Origin of the sequence: Paenibacillus tritici (assembly GCF_013204885.1) — a bacterium.
In the GTDB taxonomy this organism is placed as follows: Bacteria; Bacillota; Bacilli; order Paenibacillales; family Paenibacillaceae; genus Paenibacillus_AQ; species Paenibacillus_AQ tritici.
Genome location: NZ_JABMKX010000009.1, coordinates 44,685 through 68,483 on the forward strand (window position 1 = coordinate 44,685; position 23,799 = coordinate 68,483).

19 protein-coding genes are annotated in these 23,799 nt (G+C 56.1%); 12 read left to right on the plus strand and 7 right to left on the minus strand.

The features are described from left to right. The first annotated feature begins 208 nt into the window (after nucleotides 1–208). The 6 genes from HQN87_RS17055 to HQN87_RS17080 all read left to right on the plus strand — a co-directional run bounded on the left by HQN87_RS17055 (nucleotide 209) and on the right by HQN87_RS17080 (nucleotide 6,845). On the plus strand, nucleotides 209–991 hold the full coding sequence (locus HQN87_RS17055; RefSeq protein ID WP_173135901.1) for an ABC transporter ATP-binding protein: 783 nt from the start codon (nucleotides 209–211) through the stop codon (nucleotides 989–991). Between the two features lie 2 nt (nucleotides 992–993). Further along, nucleotides 994–1,806 (plus strand): ABC transporter permease, encoded by an 813-nt coding sequence (locus HQN87_RS17060; protein WP_173135903.1) that lies wholly within the window; start codon nucleotides 994–996, stop codon nucleotides 1,804–1,806. Continuing rightward, the gene (locus tag HQN87_RS17065; RefSeq protein ID WP_173135905.1) at nucleotides 1,806–2,705 is read left to right on the plus strand and encodes an ABC transporter permease; all 900 of its coding nucleotides are present in this window, start codon (nucleotides 1,806–1,808) and stop codon (nucleotides 2,703–2,705) included. The genes HQN87_RS17060 and HQN87_RS17065 overlap by 1 nt, the downstream gene beginning before the upstream one ends. Before the next feature lie 150 nt (nucleotides 2,706–2,855). Continuing rightward, nucleotides 2,856–3,962 carry an ABC transporter substrate-binding protein gene (locus HQN87_RS17070; RefSeq protein WP_367272739.1) on the plus strand — a complete coding sequence of 369 codons (1,107 nt, stop codon included), beginning with the start codon at nucleotides 2,856–2,858 and terminating at the stop codon, nucleotides 3,960–3,962. Between the two features lie 21 nt (nucleotides 3,963–3,983). Beyond that, nucleotides 3,984–5,447: a CoA-acylating methylmalonate-semialdehyde dehydrogenase gene (locus HQN87_RS17075; protein WP_173135907.1), complete on the plus strand. Its 1,464-nt coding sequence runs from the start codon at nucleotides 3,984–3,986 to the stop codon at nucleotides 5,445–5,447. 9 nt (nucleotides 5,448–5,456) lie between these two features. Beyond that, a complete protein-coding gene (locus tag HQN87_RS17080; RefSeq protein WP_173135909.1) occupies nucleotides 5,457–6,845 on the plus strand; it encodes an aspartate aminotransferase family protein in 1,389 nt (462 codons plus the stop codon). On the opposite strand, the gene HQN87_RS17085 is transcribed toward HQN87_RS17080, so the two are convergent. Further along, nucleotides 6,811–8,499 carry a PucR family transcriptional regulator gene (locus HQN87_RS17085; RefSeq protein WP_173135911.1) on the minus strand — a complete coding sequence of 563 codons (1,689 nt, stop codon included), beginning with the start codon at nucleotides 8,497–8,499 and terminating at the stop codon, nucleotides 6,811–6,813. The genes HQN87_RS17080 and HQN87_RS17085 overlap by 35 nt on opposite strands. Nucleotides 8,500–8,833: 334 nt before the next feature. Here HQN87_RS17085 and HQN87_RS17090 point away from each other — a divergent pair, with 334 nt between their 5' ends. Genes HQN87_RS17090 through HQN87_RS17105 form a run of 4 tightly spaced genes read left to right on the plus strand, consistent with a single transcriptional unit; the run spans nucleotide 8,834 to nucleotide 13,220 of the window. Then, nucleotides 8,834–10,228, plus strand: a complete 1,395-nt coding sequence (locus HQN87_RS17090) for an NAD(P)-dependent oxidoreductase (protein WP_173135913.1) — start codon at nucleotides 8,834–8,836, stop codon at nucleotides 10,226–10,228. A 32-nt stretch (nucleotides 10,229–10,260) separates the two neighbouring features. Beyond that, nucleotides 10,261–11,550, plus strand: a complete 1,290-nt coding sequence (gene preA, locus HQN87_RS17095; protein ID WP_173135914.1) for an NAD-dependent dihydropyrimidine dehydrogenase subunit PreA — start codon at nucleotides 10,261–10,263, stop codon at nucleotides 11,548–11,550. A gap of 1 nt (nucleotide 11,551) precedes the next feature. Continuing rightward, nucleotides 11,552–12,979, plus strand: a complete 1,428-nt coding sequence (gene hydA, locus HQN87_RS17100) for a dihydropyrimidinase (RefSeq protein WP_173135916.1) — start codon at nucleotides 11,552–11,554, stop codon at nucleotides 12,977–12,979. A gap of 1 nt (nucleotide 12,980) precedes the next feature. Next, nucleotides 12,981–13,220 (plus strand): hypothetical protein, encoded by a 240-nt coding sequence (locus HQN87_RS17105; RefSeq protein WP_173135918.1) that lies wholly within the window; start codon nucleotides 12,981–12,983, stop codon nucleotides 13,218–13,220. Nucleotides 13,221–13,567: 347 nt separating this feature from the next. On the opposite strand, the gene HQN87_RS17110 is transcribed toward HQN87_RS17105, so the two are convergent. Continuing rightward, complete coding sequence (locus HQN87_RS17110) at nucleotides 13,568–14,245, minus strand: cohesin domain-containing protein (protein WP_173135920.1); 678 nt, start codon at nucleotides 14,243–14,245, stop codon at nucleotides 13,568–13,570. A 324-nt stretch (nucleotides 14,246–14,569) separates the two neighbouring features. On the opposite strand from HQN87_RS17110, the gene HQN87_RS17115 reads away from it, so the two are divergent. Then, nucleotides 14,570–15,961: a WG repeat-containing protein gene (locus HQN87_RS17115; RefSeq protein WP_173135922.1), complete on the plus strand. Its 1,392-nt coding sequence runs from the start codon at nucleotides 14,570–14,572 to the stop codon at nucleotides 15,959–15,961. A 160-nt stretch (nucleotides 15,962–16,121) separates the two neighbouring features. On the opposite strand, the gene HQN87_RS17120 is transcribed toward HQN87_RS17115, so the two are convergent. After that, nucleotides 16,122–17,216, minus strand: coding sequence for a response regulator (locus HQN87_RS17120; protein ID WP_173135924.1), 1,095 nt, complete (start codon nucleotides 17,214–17,216; stop codon nucleotides 16,122–16,124). 11 nt (nucleotides 17,217–17,227) lie between these two features. Next, on the minus strand, nucleotides 17,228–20,353 hold the full coding sequence (locus HQN87_RS17125; protein WP_173135926.1) for an ATP-binding protein: 3,126 nt from the start codon (nucleotides 20,351–20,353) through the stop codon (nucleotides 17,228–17,230). Nucleotides 20,354–20,533: 180 nt separating this feature from the next. Here HQN87_RS17125 and HQN87_RS17130 point away from each other — a divergent pair, with 180 nt between their 5' ends. After that, complete coding sequence (locus HQN87_RS17130) at nucleotides 20,534–21,172, plus strand: TVP38/TMEM64 family protein (protein ID WP_173135928.1); 639 nt, start codon at nucleotides 20,534–20,536, stop codon at nucleotides 21,170–21,172. Here HQN87_RS17130 and HQN87_RS17135 read toward each other — a convergent pair. The 3 genes from HQN87_RS17135 to HQN87_RS17145 all read right to left on the minus strand — a co-directional run bounded on the left by HQN87_RS17135 (nucleotide 21,158) and on the right by HQN87_RS17145 (nucleotide 23,799). Further along, nucleotides 21,158–22,669 (minus strand): aminotransferase class V-fold PLP-dependent enzyme, encoded by a 1,512-nt coding sequence (locus HQN87_RS17135; protein ID WP_173135930.1) that lies wholly within the window; start codon nucleotides 22,667–22,669, stop codon nucleotides 21,158–21,160. The genes HQN87_RS17130 and HQN87_RS17135 overlap by 15 nt on opposite strands. Before the next feature lie 166 nt (nucleotides 22,670–22,835). Further along, the gene (locus HQN87_RS17140; RefSeq protein ID WP_173135932.1) at nucleotides 22,836–23,312 is read right to left on the minus strand and encodes a DsrE/DsrF/DrsH-like family protein; all 477 of its coding nucleotides are present in this window, start codon (nucleotides 23,310–23,312) and stop codon (nucleotides 22,836–22,838) included. Nucleotides 23,313–23,487: 175 nt separating this feature from the next. Beyond that, nucleotides 23,488–23,799, minus strand: a complete 312-nt coding sequence (locus HQN87_RS17145) for a hypothetical protein (protein ID WP_173135934.1) — start codon at nucleotides 23,797–23,799, stop codon at nucleotides 23,488–23,490.

A 23,799-nucleotide genomic window follows, 5' to 3' on the forward strand; every position in this document is an offset into this window, starting at 1 on the left:
TGCTCTATTATTTACACTGCCAGCGGCCCCTAGACAAAGTGACGGAATTTCACAGCCTCAATGTTACGCTTTGTCTAATGTGGGAATGGAGCGCAAAGTGTAACATGTTAATTAATCCTACATGAATCAGGGAAATACACGATGAATAAGGTTGTTGAGATAGGTTATTTGACATTAAATAGATTCAGGCGTGGAGGGGGAACGGGAGATGTCATTAATAGCAACAGAAATTCCTGAGATCCAGCTGGATCATGTTGAAATGCGTTACCGGACGGATACGGCGGATGTGCTGGCCTTGCATCAGGTGAGTCTCGATATTGCCAAAGGGGAATTCGTCTCCCTGCTGGGTCCCTCGGGCTGCGGAAAGACTACCCTGCTGAGGCTGATGGCAGATCTTATAACACCAACGGCGGGCCGGATTCGAGTAGCCGGTAAAAGTGCCAGAGAGGCCAGGCTGGCCCAGAAATACGGGATTGTCTTTCAAAGTCCCGTGCTGTATGACTGGCGGAAGGTCAGGCACAATATCACGCTGCCGCTGGAGCTGCTTGGGGTCAAGAAATCCGTCCGTGAGGATAAAGCGCTGGAGCTGCTTGATCTCGTCGGCCTGCAGGGATTCGCAGACAAGTATCCCTGGCAGCTCAGCGGGGGGATGCAGCAGCGCGTAGCCATAGCCAGGGCACTGTCGATGGAGCCGGAAATTCTGCTCATGGATGAACCCTTCTCGGCGCTGGATGAATTCACGCGGGAGCGGCTGAATGAAGAGCTGCTCGCCGTCTGGAGCAAGGTACAGAGCACCATCGTCTTCGTGACCCATAGCATTCCCGAATCCATTTTCCTGTCGGACAGAGTATTCGTGTTATCTCCGCATCCGGGAAGACTCTCGGCGGTTGTAGACATTCCGCTGCCGCGTCCGCGTACGGCGGAGATGAGGAACGCCCCGGAATTCTTTGAACTGATCGCGCGTATCCGCGGCAGCTTCGAAGGGGTGTAGGCATGAAGCTGAACCGTGCATTTATGCGGGGGCGTGTGCTGCCGCTGTTCGTCTGGATCTCCGGCCTGCTGGTTCTGTGGGAGGCGGTCTCCTGGTGGCTGCTGAGTATAGCGAAGACGCCGCTGGCCCAGTCCAAGCTGCCTTATGTCCATGAGGTGGCGTCCGCCTTGTGGAAGTACAGTGTTACACTTCTCCGGGAAGGGGGAGCCACCTTCGGCAACGCCGGGGTGGGCTTCCTGATCGGAGCGCTCTCAGGAGTGCTGCTGGCCGTGCTGATGAGCCTGTCCCGGACGATAGAGCAGCTGGCCTTCCCCTATGCAGTTGCTTCCCAGATGATTCCTATTCTGGGCCTTGCGCCGATTATTTACGGCATTGTGCGGGATGAACAGGTATCGCGGATTCTCATCTCCGGCTATATCACCTTCTTCCCGGTGGCGCTTAACATGCTGCGCGGCCTGCGGAGTGTGGACCTCTCTGCACTGGAGCTGATGCATTCCTATGCCGCCAAGCCATGGGCTGTCTACTGGAAGCTGCGGTTCCCGGCCGCGCTGCCCGGATTGTTCAGCGGGCTGAAGATTGCTGCGCCGCTGGCTGTAACGGGTGCTATTCTCGTTGAGCTGATGGGTGCGCAGCACGGAATCGGCGTCCTTATGCTCCGTAATCTCTACTACGGCCCCTCCCATACCTACATGTTCTGGTCCACGGTCCTGGTCGGCGCCCTGCTCGGCATGGCAAGCTACGGGCTGATGAGTCTGGTAGAACGTCTGGTAGCCCCCTGGCAGCCGGAGTTCCGTCCCCAAGGAGGGAGCCGCTGATGGCAAGCAATTCTGTACGGGATATCCCATTCATTACTTCTGCCGGCACTGAAGCGGATGCTGCTCCAAACCCTGCATCTAACAACCGGATTTCATCGGAACCGGGGAGACAAAAGAATCCCCGCCGTCCCTTGCAGCTACTGAATCCCGGAATCCTTCTTCCCCTCCTGGCCGGGGTGATATTCCTGGTGCTGTGGGAGGTTCAGGTGTTCCACCGCCTCTTCGATCTGAAGAAGTATCAGCTGCCGCTGCCTTCCGCCATTGCTGAAGCGATGCGGGACAATCTCAGTCTGCTGCTCTCCTACACCGGATATACCCTCGCTGAAGCTGTCCTTGGTATGCTGATCGGCTCGGGCTGCGGCTTTCTGATTGCCCTGGCGGCAACGGCCTGGCCCCGCTGGGGCGGAGGCAGCCTGAGCATGGTAGCTGCGCTGAATGCCGTGCCGATTGTGGCGCTCGCGCCCATCATGAACCTGTGGTTCGGAGACGGCATCGGCTCAAGGGCTGCGATTGTTACCGCGACCACGATGGCGGCGATGGCGATCAATGCCTACAAGGGCATGGCCGCTGTTGACCCGCTGGCGCTGGATCTGATGCATTCCTATGCGGCAGGCAAACCTGCGGTATTCCGCCATCTGCGGATTCAGAACAGTCTGCCATATGTGTTCACTGCTCTGAAGATCAATACCACGGCCAGTATGATTGGAGCGATTGTGGGGGAGTTCTTCTTCTCCTCGCGGGGGCTGGGTTATCTGCTCTCGAACTCGATCAAGGTGGCGAAGATGCCGCTGGGCTGGTCCTGCATCGTGCTTGCGGCCATAGCGGGAGTTATCTTTTACCTGGTGGTTGAACGGCTGGAGAGAGTATTCATCAAGTGGCACCCCTCCCGGCGTGCGTAATGCCGGTAACCGTGTACCTGTTACATCCAGCTTGTGCACTGACGGAATAGAGAGAAGCCGTCACCGCATGAGCGTGTGTATAGAGCAACAAGAGTGTAACCGTGCTGTGTTAGGCAGGAATACCAAAACTTGATTGGTGGGGGAGTTGCTATGATGAGAGGTCAACAGGGCAAATTACGTGGCGGGTTATGGGTGGCATCGTTCCTCATGCTGATGGCGTTACTTGCGGGCTGCGGCGGCAATAATGCCGCCAATACTCCGGCGGCGGAAGCCACGGGAGGGAATGCGGCAAGCGCGCCGGAACCGGCAGCATCCGCAGAACCGGGAGCGGAGCCGGTAACCGTGAAGCTTCAGCTCAAATGGGTGCCGCAGGCCCAGTTCGCAGGCTACTTCCTGGCGCAGGACAAAGGTTATTATGCCGCAGAGGGACTGAAGGTTGAGATTCTGCCGGGCGGTCCGGATATCGTGCCTGAGCAGCAGGTGGCCGGCGGTTCAGCCGACATCGGTGTGGACTGGGTAGCGAGCCTGCTGACCAGCCAGGAGCAGGAGATGCCACTGGTGCAGATCGCCCAGATCTTCCAGAAGAGCGGGCTGGTGCTGGTATCCAAGAAGGAAGCGGGCATTACTACACCAGCTGACCTGAAGGGCAAGAAGGTTGGCAACTGGATGGGCGGGAATGAGTTTGAGATCCTGGCGCTTTTTGATAAATATAAGCTGGATTCGGGCAAGGATCTGAACTTCACCAAGCAGGGCTTCACGATGGACCAGTTCCTCGGCGGTGAGCTTGATGCTGCTTCGGCTATGACTTATAACGAATACCAGGTGGTGCTGGAGTCGGGCATCAAGGCCGAGGTGCTAAGCGTGATCGACATGAATGATGAGGGTGTGGCGATGCTTGAAGATAATCTGTTCGCCAATAAGGAATGGCTGGAAGCCAACAAGGAGACGGCCGCCAAGTTCGTCCGTGCCTCCCTGAAGGGCTGGGCGGATGCGATAGCGGACCCGGAAGCGGCGGTGGATAGTGTGATGAAGCTTGCGGAGGAGGGCAGTACGACCAGGGAGCATCAGCTCACAATGATGACGGAGGTTGCCAAGCTGATCCAGCCGGAGGGCTTCGATGCTTCCAAGCTGGGTTATACAGATGCGGCCGCGTTCCAGCAGACCGCCGATATTGCGCTTAAATTCGGTGTCATCAAGACAGCGGCCGATATGAATACGGCATATACGAACGAAATTGTGGAAATGGCGGCCAAATAAACAGGGAAAGAGGTGCAGACCATGTCTCTGCTTATCGGGCAGGCCGGTACAGTGAAGAACTATGTCAACGGGGCTTGGGTGGAGTCCTCGTCCGGGCAGCAGGAAGAAGTGTTCAATCCGGCAACGGGTGAAGTGATCGCCTATGTGCCGATCTCCAGCCGCGAGGAGCTGGATGCAGCAGTGCAGGCGGCTTCCGAAGCCTATAGCTCATGGAAAAGAGTGGCCGTCCCGCGCCGGGCCCGCTACTTCTTCCAGTACCAGCAGCTGCTGGTGCAGCACTGGAGGGAGCTGGCAGAGCTGATTACACTGGAGAACGGCAAAAGCCTGGAGGAAGCGCTGGGTGAGGTGCAGCGCGGCATTGAATGCGTGGAATTCGCCGCCGGCATTCCTACGCTGATGATGGGCAGTCAGCTCCCGGATATCGCGACAGGCGTAGAGTCCGGCATGTTCCGTTATCCCCTGGGAGTTGTGGGCGGCATCGCGCCGTTCAACTTCCCGATGATGGTGCCCTGCTGGATGTTCCCGCTGGCGGTGGCCTGCGGCAATACTTTTGTACTTAAGCCCTCTGAGCGGACGCCGCTGCTGGTGAACCGGCTGGCGGAGCTGTTCGCCGAGGCGGGCTTCCCGCCGGGGGTGCTGAATGTGGTGCATGGGGCGCATGAGGTGGTGAATGGCCTGCTTGCGCATGAAGCGGTGAAGGCAATTACCTTCGTCGGCTCGCAGCCGGTGGCCGAGTATGTATATAAGGAAGGGACGGCGCATGGCAAACGGGTTCAGGCGCTGGCCGGAGCCAAGAATCATTCGATTGTGCTGCCGGATGCCGATCTGGACCATGCGGTGAAGAACATCATCTCCGCAGCCTTCGGCTCGGCGGGTGAACGTTGCATGGCCTGTTCCGTGGTTGTTGTGCAGGAGGAGATAGCCGATGAGCTGGTGAGCCGGATTGTTGCCGCAGCCGACGGGCTGAAGATTGGGGACGGCAAGGAAGACGGTGTGTTCCTGGGGCCGGTCATCCGGCAATCGAATAAAGACCGCACCATGGCCTACATTGAGACGGGGCTGGCCGAGCAGGCGGAATTGGTCCGGGACGGACGGAAGGATGCTGCAGCCTCCGGCAGCGGCTACTTCCTCGGCCCGACGATCTTCGACCATGTGCAGCCGGGCATGGCGATCTGGCGTGACGAGATTTTCGCACCGCTGCTGGCGGTGGTGCGCGTGAAGGACCTGGCGGAGGCGATAGCGGTGACGAATGAGTCCTCTTTTGCCAATGGAGCCTGCATCTATACCGACAGCGCCAAGGCGGTCCGTGAGTTCCGTGAAGAGACCGATGCCGGAATGCTGGGCGTTAATCTGGGCGTGCCTGCGCCGATGGCGTTCTTCCCCTTCTCGGGGTACAAGAAGTCATTCTATGGGGATCTGCATGTGGGCGGCCGTGACGGCGTTGAATTCTATACCCGCAAGAAAATGGTCACCGCACGTTACTAAAGGATAGGAATGCCGAGAGGAGTGAGTGCCGTGCAGAGTCTGGGCAAGGACAGCGGGCAGGCGGTTAAGAAGGATCAGCAGTATTTGTGGCATAGCATGACCCCTTACAGTGAACAGAATCCGCCGATGATTGCGGCCTCCGCCAGCGGCTCCTGGGTTACCGATATTGACGGCAATTCTTATCTGGACGGGATGTCCGGGCTGTGGTGCGTAAATGTGGGGTACGGGCGCAAGGAGCTGGCGGAGGCGGCGTACAACCAGCTGCTGGCCCTGCCTTATTTCCCGCTGACCCAGAGCCATATGCCGGCGATTGCCTTAGCCGAGAAGCTGAATGAATGGCTGGGGGAGGAGTATGTCATCTTCTTCTCCAACAGCGGTTCGGAGGCCAATGAAGCAGCCTTCAAAATCGCCCGCCAGTACCAGCAGCAGACCGGCCAGCCTCACCGCCATAAATTCATTGCCCGCTACCGGGGTTATCACGGAAGCTCGCTCGGTTCCCTGGCGGCAACCGGGCAGGCCCAGCGCAAATACAAATATGAGCCGCTCAGCGGCGGCTTCCTGCATGTGGCGCCCCCCGACAGCTACCGCCGTCCGGACGGGATGACGGAAGAAGCGTTCAACCTCCAGTGTGCGCAGGCGATTGAAGATATGATCGTCTGGGAAGGTGCAGAGTCTGTGGCGGCGGTCATTATGGAGCCGGTGATTACCGGAGGCGGTGTAATTGTGCCGCATCAGGTCTATATGGACCGGGTCCAGCAGATCTGCCGTACCCACGGCGTGCTGCTGATTATCGACGAGGTGATCTGCGGCTTCGGGCGGTCCGGCCGCAGGTTCGGACACCACAACTTCGGGATGAAGCCCGATATTGTGACGATGGCGAAGGGCCTGACGAGTGCCTATCTGCCCTTGTCGGCCACCGCTGTGCGCAAGGAGATCTATGAGGCCTTCAAGGACAACAGCGATGATTACGGACACTTCCGTCATGTGAACACCTTCGGCGGCAATCCGGCTGCCTGCGCGCTCGCGCTGCGCAACCTGGAGATACTGGAGCAGGAGAAGCTGGTCGAACGCGCGGAGCTTCTGGGCCGCAGGCTGACAGATGAGTTCGCCAGCCTGCGGGATCACAGGCTGGTAGGCGATATCCGCAGCTTCGGCCTGGTGATCGGCATCGAGCTGGTGGCGGATAAGGCCACCAAGCAGCCCGCTGACCTTGGCATCGTCAAGGGGATTATCGCGGAATGTAAATCCAAAGGGCTGATCATCGGCAAGAACGGGGATACGGTGGCGGGCTTCAACAACGTCCTCACCTTCGCTCCTCCGTTATCCTCGACAGATGAAGATATACAGTTCATTATCAATACCTTCACAGCTGTGCTGAACGGGAGCTGGGCAGAGTGAACTTCTCCGGGTACAGGAACTGGTAAGCCCGCAGGGCAACCTGAATGGAGATCCGGTTCTCCGGGAGCATGAAGTCCTCGCCGAGCAGCTCGGTGATTTTGTCCAGCCGGTAGTAGAGCGATTGCCGTACGATGAACAGGCTGCGGGCGGCGATCTGCTTCGAGCCGTCGTGGTCGAGATAGACGCGCAGGGTCAGCAGCAGCTCGCTGCCCTTCGCCTCGTCGTGATCAATCAGCGGGCCGAGATAGCTGCGGATGAAGCTCTCCAGCGTCTTGCCGTCGTTCAGGCTCAGCAGCAGCTGGAAGACGCCCAATTCCTCATACATGAGGACCGGCTTCTGGTAACAAGAATAGAGAGACAGCGCTTGTACGGCTTCCTGGTATCCGGCATGGGCATGCTTCAGACCTCTGTGGGACTTGCTGACTCCGGTGACGAGCTGCAGGTCCTTCAGCTTCTCATCTGCACGGATATGCTGCAGGGCATCCAGTGCCTGCTGCAGGCGCAGCTTCCCGGGCAGCTTGGACTGGAGATCCAGCGCAATGACGGTCAGCCGGTTGTTCTTCAGGGTAATCAGCGGCCGGAGGGAATACTTCTCGAAGATAGAGCGCAGAACGAGCGAGAGGTGAAAGGTAATGGATTCCCAGTCATTCTCCGAGCTGTTCCATCTGACGTCACGGGGATTCTCAATCTCGATCAGGCACACCCTGTAGGGCAGCTCATTGACCAGGTTGAAGTCGGGCCCGATCAGTCCCTTCAGCCGGTGCTCATCCGGGTAACGTCCCCCGACCAGCTCATCCACCCACAGATTCTCCGAGAAAAGCTTCCGTTCCTCCATATACCGCGTGCGCAGCAGCTCCTGGGCGATGGACAGGGAGGCGGAATCCAGCAGCAGACAGTCGAATTCCTGCGGCTTATGCTGGCTTACCATCAGGATATAGGCCCAGGTCTGGTCCAGCGCCCCGACCGGCTTCACGGCAATGGTCTTCTGGCCGTATTCGCGGAGCTTAGGGGCGGCATCGGGCTGGGCGCCCTCCATCTCTTCCCGGAAGGTCTCGAAGAAGTCCAGCAGCGGCTGCTGCTCCTCGGGCGCCAGCGCCGGGAAGAACAGCGGTTTGCCCTGCAACTGCATATAGAGGAGCTGTGTGCGGGTGCTTTTGCATAATAATTGCAGGACCTTAACGGTTCCTTGCGAGGTCAGCGTCAGCCGGTGGAATTCCCGGGAGATGCTCTCCAGCTCCTGCAGCATACGGTGATGGCGGTTGATGATGAGGGAATGCAGGTCGAGCGTAATGTCTACGAAACGTACGGTGCGGGTGAACTGGATCAGCGGAAAGTCGTGCAGGTCGGCGAGCTCCATCATCTCCTGCGGAATTTCGCTGAACCATTCTCCCAGCTCAATACACAGGCAGGCGGCATTCTTGTTGATCAGATTCTGCAGGAAGGACAAGGCGGCGGACAGGTCCGTGCTTGCGCTCATTCCGGTGGTCAGAATCATCTCTTCCCCGTGAATCAGGCTCTCCAGGCTAGCGCTCTCCAGCACATGCACCCAGCGGACGGTCCGGTTCAGGCCGTTGCTTCCCCCGATCAGCTCGGCATCTGTGAAGAGCGGCCGCTTCAGCGCATCGCGGATCGTAAATACAAGTTCCCAATCCATAAGCTTCCCCCTCGTTAACATAGTTCTATAGCTGCGTGTTCTGCCAGTCTCTCCGTTCTCAGACCCTTCTCACAGGTAAAAAATAGGCTTTTGAAATTAGACAATCTGTCTAGTGTAACGAAAAAACGAATTGACTATAGTTTGAATATGATGTGTCAGTAAACATGACTTTAAATGGAGTGTGATTAAGATTTTATTGGACTGAAGTTCATTTTACTACAATAATCCTGACAAGTAAGTAAAATATTAAGGCGATCATCGTAATAATGTTATATTATATAACACAAAGTTGGTTCGAAAGTGGAAGCTACTCATACAAAAGGAGGGATACCCGATGGAGCGTACTTCACCGTTAACGACATTCACTCCTGACATGTTCATGCGTAACTTTGCCGAGGCAGAGCCGGGGCTTACCCGCAAGGGGGCAATCGAGGAATCCAACCGCTGTCTGTATTGTTATGATGCGCCATGTATCAAGGCCTGCCCCACCAGCATCAACATCCCTTCCTTCATCCGAAGAATCGCTACGGACAATCTGAGAGGTTCGGCCCAGACGATCATGGACTCCAATCCTGTCGGTGCGAGCTGCGCCCGGGTCTGTCCGACGGAGGAGCTGTGCGAGGGGGCCTGCGTGCTGAATGATGTATCGGAGCCGATTCAGATTGGCCTGCTCCAGCGCTATGCCACGGACTGGGCGATGCACAGCGGGGTTCAGCTCTTCCGGGCGGGGGAGCCTAACGGTGTGAGCGTTGCCGTAATCGGCGGCGGACCGGCAGGTCTGTCTGCTGCCAGAGAGCTGGCACGGGAAGGCTTCCGGGTGGTGATCTATGAAGCGAAGCCGCTGGCTGGCGGCCTTGATACCCACGGAATCGTATCCTTCCGGCTGCCGCAGGCCATCTCCCTCTGGGAAGTGGAGCAGGTGGAGAAGCTGGGCGTAGAGATCCGCACGGGAATGAAGGTGGGTGTGGATGTCTCGGTGGAGGAGCTGAAGGCCGGGTATGATGCCATTGTGCTGGCCGCCGGAATGGGTTATGTCCCTCCGCTGGGCATCGAAGGCGAGAGGCTGTCCGGTGTCTATGATGCGATCGAGCTGGTGGAGACCACGAAGACCGGGATTCCTGCCCTGGAGCTGATGGGCCGGCGTGTGGCTGTCATCGGGGCAGGCAATACGGCGATTGATGCCGCTACCTGCTCGGTACGGCTCGGCGCTGCGAATGTGAAGATGGTGTACCGCCGTACCCGCGGGGAGATGACGGCGTATGATTTTGAATATGAATTCGCCAAGCAGGAGGGCGTAGAATTCAACTGGCTGACCTTGCCGAAGCGGATCATCGGCGATGAGCTGGGGAATGTCACGGCCCTGGAATGTGTGCAGATGAAGCTTACCGGCGAGACCGGGCCGGATGGGCGCCTTGCTCCAATGCCGGTAGAGGGCTCGGAATTCCTGCTGCCGGTGGACGCTGTAGTAGTGGCCATCGGACAGAAGCGGCGGGTGGGACTCATTGAAGCGCTGGGACTTGAGCATGACCGGGGTGTGGTGAAGATTGATGCGCAGACCGGCCGCACCTCTGATCCGCAGATCTATGCCGCCGGGGATATTGTCTTCGGCGCAGGCTCGGGCGGGGAGGCTATGGTGGTGTCCGCAGCCCGACAGGGCAAGGATGTCGCCCGGGCGATTATGAAGAAGTGGTCCGGCTATCCGGACAGCGTGGTTGGCTCAGCTGTATAGAGCGGATTTCATAGGACAGGGAGGGAATATCCATGGCAGATCTCAGTATTGATTTTGCAGGCATCAAGTCACCGAATCCGTTCTGGCTGGCCTCTGCGCCGCCTACCAATACCGGTTATCAGGTGCAGCGTGCGTTCGAAGCAGGCTGGGGAGGCGCGGTGTGGAAGACGCTGGGCGAGCCGGTCATCAATACCTCTGCGCGGTTTGCCGCCGTTCATTTCGGCGGACAGCGTGTAGCGGGGTTCAACAATATCGAGCTGATTACCGACCGTCCGCTGGAGGTCAACCTGAAGGAGATCTATGAGACGAAGCGAAGATTCCCGGACCACACGATTATCGCCTCCCTGATGGTGGAGCCGAAGCGGGAGAAGTGGCATGAGATTGTCAAGCGTGTCGAGGCTATCGGCGTAGACGGCCTGGAGCTGAACTTCGGCTGTCCGCACGGCATGGCCGAGCGCGGAATGGGCGCGGCTTCCGGCCAGCAGCCTGATCTGGTGCTGGCGCAGACAGCCTGGGTGAAGGAAGTGGCCACCACGCCGGTCATCGTGAAGCTCACGCCGAATATCACCGACATTACCGTCGTGGCCCGTCATGCCGTCAAGGGCGGCGCGGATGCGATCAGCCTGATCAACACGATCAACAGCCTGGCCGGAGTGGATATCCATAGCTGGAACACGATTCCGAATGTCGGCGGCCAGGGGGCGCACGGCGGCTATTGTGGCCCGGCGGTCAAGCCGATTGCCCTCAGCATGGTGGCCGAATGTGCCCGTGACCGTGAAGTCGGTGTGCCGATCTCCGGCATTGGCGGCATCTCCACCTGGCAGGATGTCGTAGAATTCATGCTGATGGGCTCGACAGGGATTCAGGTCTGTACAGCCGTTATGCATCATGGCTTCAGAATTGTGGAAGAGATGATCGACGGGCTGAACCATTACCTGGACGGGAAGGGGCTGGCTTCGGTCACAGAGCTGATCGGCCAATCGGTGCCCAGGTATTCTAACTGGGGCGATCTTGACCTCAACTATAAGGTGGTTGCACGGATCAACGAGGAGAACTGCATCAACTGCAATAAGTGCCATATTGCCTGTGAGGACGCCTCGCATCAATGTATCGACATGCTGACGAATGCGGAGGGCAAGGCCATTCTGCAAGTACGCGAGGAGGATTGTGTAGGCTGCAATCTGTGTTCGATTGTCTGCCCGGCAGATGGTGCCATTGATATGGTTGCCCTGGACAGCGGGCTGGCCCCGATGAGCTGGAATCAGCGCAGCCGGATCATTAGCGGAGTCAACGGTTCTTATTCGGAAGCGGAGGTGGTGTAGGATGAAGAAGATCATCAAGAACGGAACTATCGTCACAGCGGCGGACACGTATACCGGGGATATCCTGATTGAAGACGGAATCATCAGCGGAATCGGCCTGAAGCTGGAAGCGCCGGGAGCGGAGATCATTGACGCTTCCGGCTGTTATGTCTTTCCGGGCGGCATTGACCCGCATACCCATCTGGATATGCCTTTTGGCGGTACGGTCACCGCCGACGACTTCGAGAGCGGCACGATTGCCGCCGCTTATGGCGGAACCACAACGGTGATTGATTTCTGCCTGACGGCCAAGGGCCAGCCGCTCCAGCAGGCCGTGGATACCTGGCATCATAAATCGCAGGACCGGGCGGTCATCGACTACAGCTTCCACCTGATGGTATCAGAACTGAATGACAAGGTGCTAGAAGAGCTGCCGCAGATTATTGAGCAGGAGGGCATCACCTCCCTGAAGGTGTTCATGGCCTACAAGAACACGTTCCAGGCCGATGACGGCGTGCTGTACAAGACACTGCAGGCGGCGAAGCGCGAAGGGGCGCTTGTAATGGTACATGCCGAGAATGGCGATGTGATCGAATATCTGGTGGACCAGGCGCTGGCCGCAGGGCATACCGACCCGGTCTATCACGCCCTGACCCGTCCGCCTGAGCTGGAGGGGGAGGCTACCGGCCGGGCAGCGTATTTGACCGGGCTGACGGATTCTCAGCTCTATGTGGTACACGTAACCTGCGCCGAAGCGGCCTGGAAGATTGCCGAAGCCCGCAAGAAAGGGCTGCGCGTCTACGGCGAGACCTGCCCGCAGTATCTGGCGCTGGACCAGTCGGCGCTTGAGAAGCCGGACTTCGAAGGCGCCAAGTATGTCTGGTCTCCTCCGCTGCGCGAGCAGTGGAACCAGGAGGTACTGTGGGATGCCCTCTGGAGCGGCACGCTGCAGACCATCGGCTCCGACCAGTGCTCGTTCAACTTCAAGGGGCAGAAGGAGCTGGGACTGGGCGATTTCTCGAAGATTCCGAACGGCGGGCCCACCATCGAGGACCGGTTCAGTATCCTCTATTCTGAGGGGGTGGAGAAGGGCCGTATTACGCTGAACAAGTTCGTGGATATTATCGCAACCGCAAGCGCCAGGCTGTTCGGCCTGTTCCCGCAGAAAGGCACCATCGCTATAGGCAGCGACGCCGATCTCGTGATCTTCGACCCGGCCGCAGTGAGAATCCTGTCCGCAGAGACCCATCATATGAAAGTGGATTATAATGCGTTCGAGGGAATGGAGGTCAAGGGGGAACCGGTCTCTGTACTGAGCCGGGGTGAATTTGTCATCCGCGACAAGGTGTTCGTCGGTGCCGCAGGCAAGGGCAAATACCTGCACCGCAAGCGCTTCGAGGCCGAAGCTCCCCGCCCGGCCCAGGCAGAAATCAGCGGAGGAGTGGTCTGAGATGTCAGCATTTGCAGAGTTCGATCAGGAGCGGCAGAGAATCGACAGTCTTATCGGGCAGGGATATACGATTACCGGTATATATGAGGATCTGGACGGCGCCCGGGTTACATTCATCCGCAGTGAGCCGGCCGGAGAACCGGTAGAGCTGCTGTTGCTCACAGCGGATGCACGCAAGCATGTGACAGCGCTGCTGGTCAGCGGCTTCAGGATGGTTGCTGTGGTGGAGAGTTATTCTTGATCCTCTTTTTTCTTCAATTAAGGTACATGCGGTATGCTTACTCTTAATTGCACTATGTACCACTAAATGGCCTGATCTACTACCGATGCTCCGTTTAACTGTATTCCATACAATTAAATACCTCCTGTACCTTGGTTCTTAGCGTTTCAGGCAGATTTAGTTGTACAGACTACAGTTATAGGAGATAATCTGTCCTTTTCCCTGTTTTTAATTGTACGTTATACAACTATCACTGAACGTTGAACGTTCTCTTCGGATTAGACTTCATCCATTTCCGCAAATCGCCGCATCCGTAGTATTGAAATGAATGAATTCACTCTTTGGTTCTGATGCTCTCTGCTAGCGCTCTACTGGAGCGGCGGGTTAGACCGGGACCCTGAAGAGAAGACGGAGACGGAGGGGGATTGGGTGATGAACACCGGTGCCGGAGGGATTACGGTAACATCGGGCGAGTAGAGATAGAAGCTGCTGCCGGCTTCAGAGGTTCTGATTCTGGTGAATTCATTGGCGAGGCTGATTGTGGAAGAGGAGGCGAGCGTCTGTTCTTTGACACGCAGCTTGAACGTTACCAGGGTCTGATCTACTGCCGGTATAGAATGCTGTCTGCTGCTCGCTTCAACCTGGATGTCGATTCCCCGCATACTCGTATTCATGCCAAGATAGATACTTCCATCCACAGGGTTCTGAAAATTGAACTGGAATAGATTATTCACTTCGTTGCCAGCCGTATAGTTATCGTCCGTATAGACGGAATGCTGCGTATATTCGAGGTTGTGGAACACCTGGCTGTCGTATTGAATAATGAAGTTGAAATAGCTGTAGCCCCGGTCATTCGATGCGAAGTCTCTTAAATATAGCAATACAGTTACTTCTTCTCCTGGCGTGTAGACCTCTTTGTCGGTGGTTACCTCTACAGACATCGCAGGTGCGGTGGTGTCCATTGCGGACTCACGGATCATCGAGAACATAAGGGGCAGTACCTTCATCCCTTTGACCGCTTTTTTGAAACTGAATCGTTTATTCATGTTACAACCTCCATAGCCATAATGATGCATCCCTGTGCAAGAATGATCTTGTATATGAACAATGGTAACAATTGTCACTGATAAATCGCTGATAAACGTCGAACTTTGGCAGAAAATATCGAAATATTATATCAGGATAATTAATCTTTCATGTTAACAGGACGACCTTCACTCGGTGAATGCCAAAGTGGATGTCGTCATTTCGGCGTGCTGATCGCTAACCTATTGCCTTCGTGGCTTGGACGAAGTAACGCTTAATGCCAGCAATAATGTATAATTATTGTAATTGGAAAATAATTGATATTAGGAGCTGAAGGGTAGCGTATGGGCAAATATATAAAAGTGGCATGTTCCTTTTTCCTTGCTGTATTCATTATTGCATGTGTCAGTCAAGAATCGGTTTTTGCCAAGAGTGGAATTAAAGTGATGGTATACGGGGCTTCTATTCAAGGAGAGCACTCCCCAATGATGAAAAATAATACGGTGCTGATTCCCTTTAAGGGAATATTCACAAAAATGGGCTTCACTGTTAACTATGATCCTGCAAGTAAAACCATTTCTGGGGAGAAGGCAGGCACTACTATTAAATTAGTAATCAATCAAAATACGGCTTGGATTAATGCAGCTCCCACTACCCTTCAAGTAGCTCCGCAGATCATTGATGGTGTAACATTTGTACCTCTTCGTTTGATCGGAGAAGCCAGCGGTCTCGAAGTGAAGTGGTATGGGAATTCTCAGGTTGTCTCACTATATGGTAAGCAAAACCTTTTCCCGGTAGCAAACGGAGGGAAATTCGGTTACATGGATGCGGAAGGCCAAATTGTTATTGATTATCAAACCAAGTTTACAGATGCCTATGCTTTTAACGAAGGGCTGGCCATTGTCTATGCAAATGCAAAATTTGACGGATTCATCAATCAACAAGGCTATAAAGTGATTCCCAAGGGGAATTATTATGATGCCAAAGATTTTTCGGAAGGGCTGGCAGCTTATAGGACGCTAGATACGACATCTAACTATGCTATATCTAACTATGGTTATATGGACCTTACAGGAACCAGTGTGATACAACCGCAGTTTAAACGAGCTAACAAATTCTCCGAAGGATTGGCTGCGGTCCAAGTGGGGAGTAAATATGGATATATCAATTCGACGGGGAAACTGGTAATTAAGGCTCAATATGACAGTGCCAAGGACTTCTATGAGGGAACTGCGCTGGTTACAATAGATGGGATTTCTCGTTATATTGATAACAAAGGGGAATTCTTATTCAATGCAAATTATTCAAATGGGGAGTCCTTTTCAGAAGGAGTGGCAGCTGTTAGAGCGGGAACTAAGGTTGGCTTCATGGACCATAAAGGGAAACTGGTGATTCCTGCTATCTATGAGGAAGCTCACTCCTTTTCGGAAGGCGCGGCAGTCGTTAAAGTAAACGGAAAATCGGGTTATATAGATACCAAAGGCAAGCTGATTATTCCCTATCAATTTGATGCAGCGGGCGACTTTTCTGAGGGGCTTGCAGCAGTGGAGTCGGGAGGGAAGACAGGCTTCATCAATAAAACGGGCGCATGGGTTATTCAGCCGACATTTGCATGGGCCCATAACTTTAAGAATGGTCTGTCCTACGCCTATAGTAGTGATGATGAAGAGGAAGTATATCTTAATAAGAAGGGTCAGATTGTATGGATGAAAAATCAGAATATCAAAACGAAATGAGACTTATCCAAGTAAAGCTGCAATTACAAAAGACGACGGTCCTCCACAGCATGGTGGAGGGATGTCGTCTTTTCTTCATGAACCTTTGACAAGTGATAGCTCTAATGATTGTATTTCCTACAATAGAAATCTCATATTGAAACACTGGCGTATTCAGCCCCTATCTCCCCAACCTCCGGTACGCTTCCACGAACCAGTCCGGCAAGCTGTCGCCCATCTCTGCGGTATAGAAATCTCTGAACTGGGTGAAGGTGCGCTGGGCGCGCAGCGGCTTGCCGATTTCGTAATACAGGGAGATCAGCCGCAGGGTGTAGCTCTCCTCCAGCGGCTCCAGCTCGGTCAGGCGCACCGCATAATCCTCGGCCTCATATGGCCTTGCGGCCTGCAGGAGTTCCACAGTAAGCTGCTCCAGCAGCTTGAGATACAGCCGCCGGTATTTGTCGCGGGAGGAATACACCCAGAGGCTGTCCAGCGACCGGAGCAGATCCCCTGTGTACAGGGCGGCAGCCTCCCGCATTGGTTCCAGCTGGTTATGCTGGAGTGCTAGTGTAGCTGCGTCATGGAACCGTTCCGTGTCCCCTTCGATTCCCCTGGATTCCAGCCGGTAGTTCTCCCGGTCGAAGGTCAGCTCGATATGATTCTCCAGCAGCGCCTTCTTCAAGGTGGTGCGGATCTGGTAGACCGTGGTATGCAGGTATTGTTTGCCTTTCTCGTAATTCCACTGCGGAAACACATCATTAAGAATCACGCTAACGCTGCCCTGCCTGTGAATCCACAGATAAGCGAATAATTCCTGCGCCTTATGGGTTCTCCATTTCACGGACCCGTGAGGTCCGGTCAATTCATTATCTCCCAGGAGACGGAAGGCGGGTGTCTTCGGGCTTGGTCCGGCTGTTACCGGCGCCGTGCGCTTACTGAGCAGCTTGTTCCAGGTCTTCAGCAGGCGCGAAGGATCAACGGGCTTCAGCAGATAATCCACCGCTGCCAGGTCGAAGGCTTCAACGGCGTAATTCCGGTAAGCCGTTACGAATACGATTTCAGTATCCGGAGAGAAGGGCAGCAGCTTCTCCGCAAAAGCCAGACCGGACAGCTCAGGCATCTGGATGTCGAGGAATAGGACGTCCGGCTTCAGCTCGGCAGCGGCTGCGAAGGCTTCGCGCGGATTATCGTAGGCCAGCACAGAGGAGATGCCTTCGCACTGGAGCAGCAGTTCCTGCATCTGCTCCAGTGCCGGCCGCTCGTCATCAATTACCATTACAGAGATACTCAGGAGACCTCATCCTTCCATGGGATAGTTATAAGTACATCTATACCGCCGCCGGCTCCGCGTGTAAGGACAAGCGGACGGCCGAACTGGGTCAGCAGCCGGCGGTTAATGTTCCGCAGGCCGATTCCGGTGCCTTCTCCGTGCGGGGAACGGTAGTCCTCGTTCATCCAGGAAGAGAGCTGTTCATCGCTCATGCCCTTCCCGTTGTCCGAGACGGTAATGAGGATATGGTCGCCTTCCTGCCGGGTGGAGAGGATAACGGTTCCCCCGTCGATCTTCTCCATCAGTCCGTGACGGACGGCATTCTCCACGATCGGCTGTACAATCAGTGGCGGCAGCGAGAATTCACTGACTCCGATATTATACTGGGCATTCAGGCGTTTGCCGAACCTTGCCTGCTCCAGTGACAGGTACGCCTCGATCAGCTCCAGCTCCTTCTCGAACGGGATCGCTGTCTCCTGGTTGCTGAAGTCGAAGCTGCCGCGCAGGAAATGGCTTAGATCATACAGCAGCTGCTGTGTCTTCTCGGTGTCGCGTGTACTCATCCAGATAATCGTATTAATAGCGTTGTAGAGAAAATGCGGTTTGATCTGCGCCCGCAGCATGGCGATCTCTGAGCTTAGCCGATCAGAGACAGACCGTCTAAGCTGCACGAGCGTGTTGACGCGCCCCTTGAGATCGCTCCAGGCGTAGGGCTTATGAATAAAGTCGTTGGCTCCGGCCCGGAACGCCGCCTCATTGAAGTGAAGCTGCTGCCCGGCGGTAGCCATCAGGATCGGCAGATCCAGCGGAGTATAAGTCTGACGGATGATGCTGCACAGGGCCAGACCTGACATCTCCGGCATCATGACGTCGATAATGCAGAGATCGAAATTGCGGTCCACGGCAAGCAGCGCCAGTGCCTCCTTGCCGCTGCTGCGGCTGGAGATATTATAGTGCTCCAGGGACAATAGATTGGTCAGCGCCTTCAGGTTGGCATAGTCGTCATCGACGATCAGAATGCGCGGAGCATAAGAGCCCTCCTGCCCTCCGGACTGCGGCGGATGAACCGAGCGGTATTTCCAGGGGTCGTCCTGCATGTCCGGCCCGGCATACTCCGGTCTGGATACAATCAGCTCCTCCGATGCTGCAGCAATGGCGGATTCCGCCTGTGTGCCGGGAAGTGTGAAGGTGAAGGTGCTGCCATGGCCCAGTCTGGAAGACACGGAGATCGTGCCCCCATGCAGCTCTATGAGCTTGCGGCTGATCGCCAGACTGAGTCCCAGGCCTCCGGTCTCCAGTGAATCTGCCTCGCTGATCTGCTCGTAATCACGGAAAATCTCCTCCAGCTGATCCTCCGGGATGCCCCTTCCGGTATCTCTAACCGCTACGGAGACGGAATTCTCCTGCCAGGCAGCCTCAATGACCACGCTGCCGCGGTCCGTGAATTTTAGCGCATTATCCAGCAGGGTGTAGAGGATCTGCATCAGCCGCTGCTCATCTGCCTGGACCAGGAAGTGACCGGGCGGGAGGTGGTTCTTGATCCGGATCTCACCCTTCTTGTTCAAGAACTGGAAGACCTCAATGACAATGGCCGCAATTCCCTGGATATCGACCGTCCTCCATTGCAGCGTGATGCGTTGCCGCTTGATCTGCTCATAATCGAGAATATCCCTGACCAGGAAGGCCAGCCGCCTTCCGGTGCCGAGAATCAGCCGCATGTCTTCCCGCTGGGAAGGGCTGAGCTGCCCTCCGGCTCCTTCATGCATGGACAACGCAATATTAATGATGGCATTCAGCGGGGTGCGCAGCTGGGTGGAGGTCTTCAGCAGAAATTCGTCCTTGTCCCGGTCCTTGCGCTCAAGCTGGAGGGACAGCTGCTTAATGGTCTGATACGCATGGGTATGGCGCGCAGACAAGAATAGTCCTTCAGCCAGTATGAAGACCGGACCGGCCACCGGGGGAACTGCATAGAGTTCCGTGCCGAAGAACAGATTACTGACTAAGGAGAGGGTGAACATCACGGCTGCAATGACGCCGATCAGCAGATAATAGGAACCCGTCTCCCGCAGCCAGGCTGCCTTTGCCATCACATAGAACGTGTAGCAGACAGTGATGAAGCTGAACGTCAGCAGCAGTCCTGTAATCCGGGAATATACCGGTAACGGGGTCACAAGGACGACGGCGCAGAAGCTCAAGGCATACACGAAGCAGATCCGCTTGAAGAGCCGGGAATAGAGTGCGGGAAACAAAGAATAGGTATAGCTGGACACACAATAGAACCCGACTACGCCGGACACCGCCTGCAGCTTGCTGAATCCTTCATAGGACAGGGACGGAAGGTATTCGAAGAGCAGCTTCTCGCTGTGTGTCAGCATATAAAGGGCGATCATGAAGCAGTAGACGGCCAGCTGAAGCGAGGACTTGTCCTCCTTGCGCTGGAAGCCCTGACCGAAGAAGTACAGGCCGATAAAAGCAAAGCCTGCTACCAGCAAGGTATCGTAGGTCCGGTTCCGCTGGTCGATGGAGTCTATGGCTGCGGGCGTGCCGATCCTTATGGATTCGGCAATGCCTCCGCTTGAATAAGTGAAATTAGAGGTATGTATCAGAATCTCGGTCAGGTTGTCCCTACCGCTGAAGCTCAGAGAGTAAGGGTGGTTGCGGGGCTTGGCGGTCTCCGGGCGTTCCCCCGGCACGCCGCTTCCGCCCAGCAGCTCGCCATTCACATAGACCTGGCTGGCATTGCGGATATTGTTCACCTTGAGGGCGAAGGCAGGGACCTCCGGCGGCAGCTGGACCAGCAGGCGGTAGGTCGCATATCCGTAGCGGGAGAAGCCGGTAGCCTCCGTGTCCGTGCTCCAGGCGCCCGGTACAGGCATGTAGGCCGGAGCCTCTGCGGTTCTCGGCAGGGTATCCTGCGGGTCCAGCAGCTCCTGCCAATAGAATTCCCATTCCCCTCCCAGCGGGTAGACGGCAGAATCATCGAAGGTGCAGGAGGTCAGATCTGCCCATCCTGACCGCGGGCTGTAGCAGGCAGACGAGGAGCCGCCGCCCAGCAAAGGGACCAGCGCAGCTGCGGTAAGCAGGCCGATACATAGCAGGGCCAGCACTCTTTTGGCCAGCAGACTATAATCAAAGGTTCTCATAATTTCATCATATCTCCGGCAGCTCGCGATTGTCCAGCCCGATCATGACTTATCCTTCGAATTCCCGCTGAAATGGTATCGTCCATAAAATAGACAGCAAAGCCGCTTCCGCTTGGCATCAGAGAAACAGAAAGTATTGTATAATTGAAGCTCACTAGAGTACTGAGGAGCGCTGAAGAAATGTTCTATATAGATATTATGTCATGGCTGACCGAGGAGCGGCTGCGGATGCTGCTCGAGCAGTACCGCTCGCTCGGGCCGCTGCCCGGTGTGGGGCTTACCTTCATGAAATCGTTCGTGCCCCCGCTGCCGACCATAGCGATTGTGGGGCTTAACGGGGCGGTATACGGATTATGGCTGGGGTTCCTGTATTCATGGATCGGTCTGGTCGCAGGCTGTACGGCCACCTTCCTGATTATCCGCAAAATCGCCGGGCACCGTTACCTGGCCAAGTGGGCCGCGCGGCCGAAGGTAGCCAAAGCCATGACCTGGGTCCGCCAGAGCGGGTTCAGTTATGTGTTTCTGCTCAGCCTGTTTCCCGTAGGACCGTTCGTCGTGATTAATATGGCTGCGGGTCTGGCCGGGATGAGACTGCGCTCTTACCTGATTGCGTTATGTGCTGGCAAAGCTATTATGGTATTCGCGGTATCTTACATCGGCAATGATGTCCAGCGGTTCATCCGTGATCCGGGCCAGATTATCTATGTGCTGCTGTTTATCGGAGGTTCACTCTGGGGGGTTAAGGCGATTGAGGCCAGATTCGCCCGGCTGGCGCGGGAACGGGAGCACCATGGCACACCGCCGCTACAGAACAAATAAATCACGGATATCCTCCTCTGTAGCGCCCCTGTCCCCGGTATGAAGCCAGCTGTTGGTGACGGCATTGTAGCGGTAGTCCTTGCCCCATTCTTCAATATGGCTGACGATGGACCGTACGGCGAGAATCATATGCTCCACCTCGCGCTCCGTCATGATCGGGTGCAGGGACAGGCGGACCCAGCCCGGCTTCAGCGACTGGTCCCCGGCATGAATCGCCTGGATGAACGCCTCTGATTGTGCCGGGTCCAGTCCGAGAAGCTGATGGCCGTACGGGCCGGCACAGGAGCAGCCGCCGCGCGCCTGGATGCCGAAGCGGTCATTCAGCAGCCGTACAGCAAGGTTGTAATGGATCTCCTTCAACGTGAAGGAGATAATTCCATGGCGGTCACGATGCGCGCCCTCCAGTACAGAGCAGCCTGGAATCTGCTCCAGTCCAGAGAGCATCCTGCGGCATAGCTCCTGCTCCCGGACGATCATATATTGTCCGGGGCCGTTCATCTGCTCCTTCAGCCTGATGCAGAGCGCTGTACGGATGGCCTGGAGGAATCCGGGGGTGCCCCCGTCCTCGCGGACCTCTATATCATCAATGTACCGGCGCCCGCCCCAGCGGTTCACCCACACGACGGTGCCTCCGCCGGGCTCATCCGGCAGCCGGCCGGTGCTAAGCGCGGTATCGAACAGCAGCACTCCGCCGGTTCCGGGACCGCCGAGGAATTTGTGCGGGGAGAAGAAGATGGCGTCCAGCTTCTCCTGCGGGGAGGCCGGATGCATATTGATCTCCTCATAAGGGGCACTGGCGGCAAAATCCACAAAGCAAACCCCGCCATGCCGGTGCATGAGCGCAGCAAGCTGATGATACGGCGTTTTGATGCCGGTGACATTGGAGCAGGCGGTGAAGGAACCGATCTTGAAGCGGCGGTTCCGGTAGTTCTGCAGCAGCTCCTCCAGCCGCGTAAGATCTACCTGCCCGCCCGGCCCGGAGGGAACGGTAACTACATCGCCGAAGCCCTCCTGCCAGGGCAACAGATTGGAATGATGCTCCATATGACTCACGAAGATGACCGGGCGTTCCTCCGGCAGGCTGAGGTATTCCTGCTTCAGCCATTCCGGCAGCTTCAGGCCCATGATCCGCAGCAGCTTGTTCACCGCTCCGGTGGTGCCGTTGCCGCAGAAGAGCAGGGCATCGGCGGGAGCGGCATTCACATGCTCCCTGATCATCCTCCGCGCTTCATGATAAGAGCGGGTGATCGTCAGCCCTGTGGTGTTGGAATCGGTATGCGGATTGCTGACATAGGGGCCGAAGGTCTCCTGTATCTTGCGCTCAATCGGCTCATACAGGCGTCCGCTGGCTGTCCAGTCGGCATACAGCAGCGGCTGCCGTCCGTAAGGGGTGGAGATCAGATGGCGGCTGCCGACCGTATGCTCACGGAAGGCCGCGAAATGCTCTTGCAGTGAAGACGGCGCCTCTGCCGCAGCGGCGCGGTGGATACTCAGCACGGACAATCCCTCCAGGCAATGAATACTATAGACCGTCGATACGGATTCTGAAGAGGGCGGTGCACAGCATCGTTTCAACCGAAGCTTATGTAGCCTTACAGGGATATCCGTCTCTGTCTGCCCCAGTATATGCCCGGCGGCGGAATTAGGTTAAAGCCCATAGCATTCAGATGAATAGCTGAATATCGCTCTCCAGCGCATCCTTCAGATACGCGGCGGCATCAATAATCTCCACCTCGGGCAGCAGCTCCTCCGGCTTGAAGCCCATGATCTCCACAGAGAGCTTGCAGGCATAGAACTTGATGTTCTTTTTGCGCGCCCCCTTCAGGAAATGAATCAGCTTCGGCGCCCCCTGGTCCTCGATCATCTCCTCCAGCATCAGCTTGCCAAGCCCGCTGAAATTCATCCGCGAGAGCGGCAGCTGCTCCGGCCCTTTGGGCGTAATCACATCCATCAGCTTCTCGTAGATGCTCTTATCCGCAAGGGTCATGGTCTCCGGGTCCCGGACGAGAAACAGCCCCCAGAACGAGAAGAACATCGTAACCTCCACCTCAATATCCCTTGCCGCATTTGCCAGAATCAGCCCGGCCATAGCCTTGTCATATTCTCCGCTGAACATCAGCAGATTCAGTTTTTTGCCCATTCGTTAGACCTCCATTGGTATCCATAGAATGTCATTAGTATGGTTATGGAGAGGCAAAGTATGCCTGCTGCCCGGCCGGAAGACACAGAAAAATAAAAGGCCCCCTGGCGGGAGCCTGAGACATTAATATCAGACAGCATCAAGCAGATTCATGGCTGCAAGTGTACCGTGTCCGTCAGTTACCCTCCCGCTGCTCGGCATCAGCCTGGCGTGCGATATCGTAGCGGCGGGCGGACAGCCAGATGCTGCCGGTGAACAGGACAATCAGGCCTAAGATGATTCCGAAACGCCAGTCTCCGGCCTTGAAGTTAAGCTGGAGGACCGTAAGCACCAGGGCCACCTGGGTCCAGACGAGGGTCCGCTTGCGGAAGGCGGTAATATCTCCGGCCATCTTCGGCATGCCGCGGATAATGCGGTAGGCCAGGATGGCTAGAATCAGCGCAAACAGGGCGGTTCCGGCAATTTCACCGGTAGTTAATCTATTCAT

Excerpts from the sequence above, each read along its gene's own strand:
- HQN87_RS17115 (WP_173135922.1), top strand. The coding sequence starts at position 14,570 with ATGGGCAAATATATAAAAGTGGCATGTTCCTTTTTCCTTGCTGTATTC.
- HQN87_RS17110 (WP_173135920.1), bottom strand. The coding sequence starts at position 14,245 with ATGAATAAACGATTCAGTTTCAAAAAAGCGGTCAAAGGGATGAAGGTA.
- HQN87_RS17140 (WP_173135932.1), bottom strand. The coding sequence starts at position 23,312 with ATGGGCAAAAAACTGAATCTGCTGATGTTCAGCGGAGAATATGACAAG.
- HQN87_RS17070 (WP_367272739.1), top strand. The coding sequence starts at position 2,856 with ATGATGAGAGGTCAACAGGGCAAATTACGTGGCGGGTTATGGGTGGCA.
- preA (WP_173135914.1), top strand. The coding sequence starts at position 10,261 with ATGGCAGATCTCAGTATTGATTTTGCAGGCATCAAGTCACCGAATCCG.
- HQN87_RS17120 (WP_173135924.1), bottom strand. The coding sequence starts at position 17,216 with ATGGTAATTGATGACGAGCGGCCGGCACTGGAGCAGATGCAGGAACTG.
- HQN87_RS17060 (WP_173135903.1), top strand. The coding sequence starts at position 994 with ATGAAGCTGAACCGTGCATTTATGCGGGGGCGTGTGCTGCCGCTGTTC.
- HQN87_RS17065 (WP_173135905.1), top strand. The coding sequence starts at position 1,806 with ATGGCAAGCAATTCTGTACGGGATATCCCATTCATTACTTCTGCCGGC.
- HQN87_RS17085 (WP_173135911.1), bottom strand. The coding sequence starts at position 8,499 with ATGGATTGGGAACTTGTATTTACGATCCGCGATGCGCTGAAGCGGCCG.
- HQN87_RS17075 (WP_173135907.1), top strand. The coding sequence starts at position 3,984 with ATGTCTCTGCTTATCGGGCAGGCCGGTACAGTGAAGAACTATGTCAAC.
- HQN87_RS17090 (WP_173135913.1), top strand. The coding sequence starts at position 8,834 with ATGGAGCGTACTTCACCGTTAACGACATTCACTCCTGACATGTTCATG.
- HQN87_RS17080 (WP_173135909.1), top strand. The coding sequence starts at position 5,457 with ATGCCGAGAGGAGTGAGTGCCGTGCAGAGTCTGGGCAAGGACAGCGGG.
- HQN87_RS17125 (WP_173135926.1), bottom strand. The coding sequence starts at position 20,353 with ATGAGAACCTTTGATTATAGTCTGCTGGCCAAAAGAGTGCTGGCCCTG.
- hydA (WP_173135916.1), top strand. The coding sequence starts at position 11,552 with ATGAAGAAGATCATCAAGAACGGAACTATCGTCACAGCGGCGGACACG.
- HQN87_RS17055 (WP_173135901.1), top strand. The coding sequence starts at position 209 with ATGTCATTAATAGCAACAGAAATTCCTGAGATCCAGCTGGATCATGTT.
- HQN87_RS17145 (WP_173135934.1), bottom strand. The coding sequence starts at position 23,799 with ATGAATAGATTAACTACCGGTGAAATTGCCGGAACCGCCCTGTTTGCG.
- HQN87_RS17130 (WP_173135928.1), top strand. The coding sequence starts at position 20,534 with ATGTTCTATATAGATATTATGTCATGGCTGACCGAGGAGCGGCTGCGG.
- HQN87_RS17105 (WP_173135918.1), top strand. The coding sequence starts at position 12,981 with ATGTCAGCATTTGCAGAGTTCGATCAGGAGCGGCAGAGAATCGACAGT.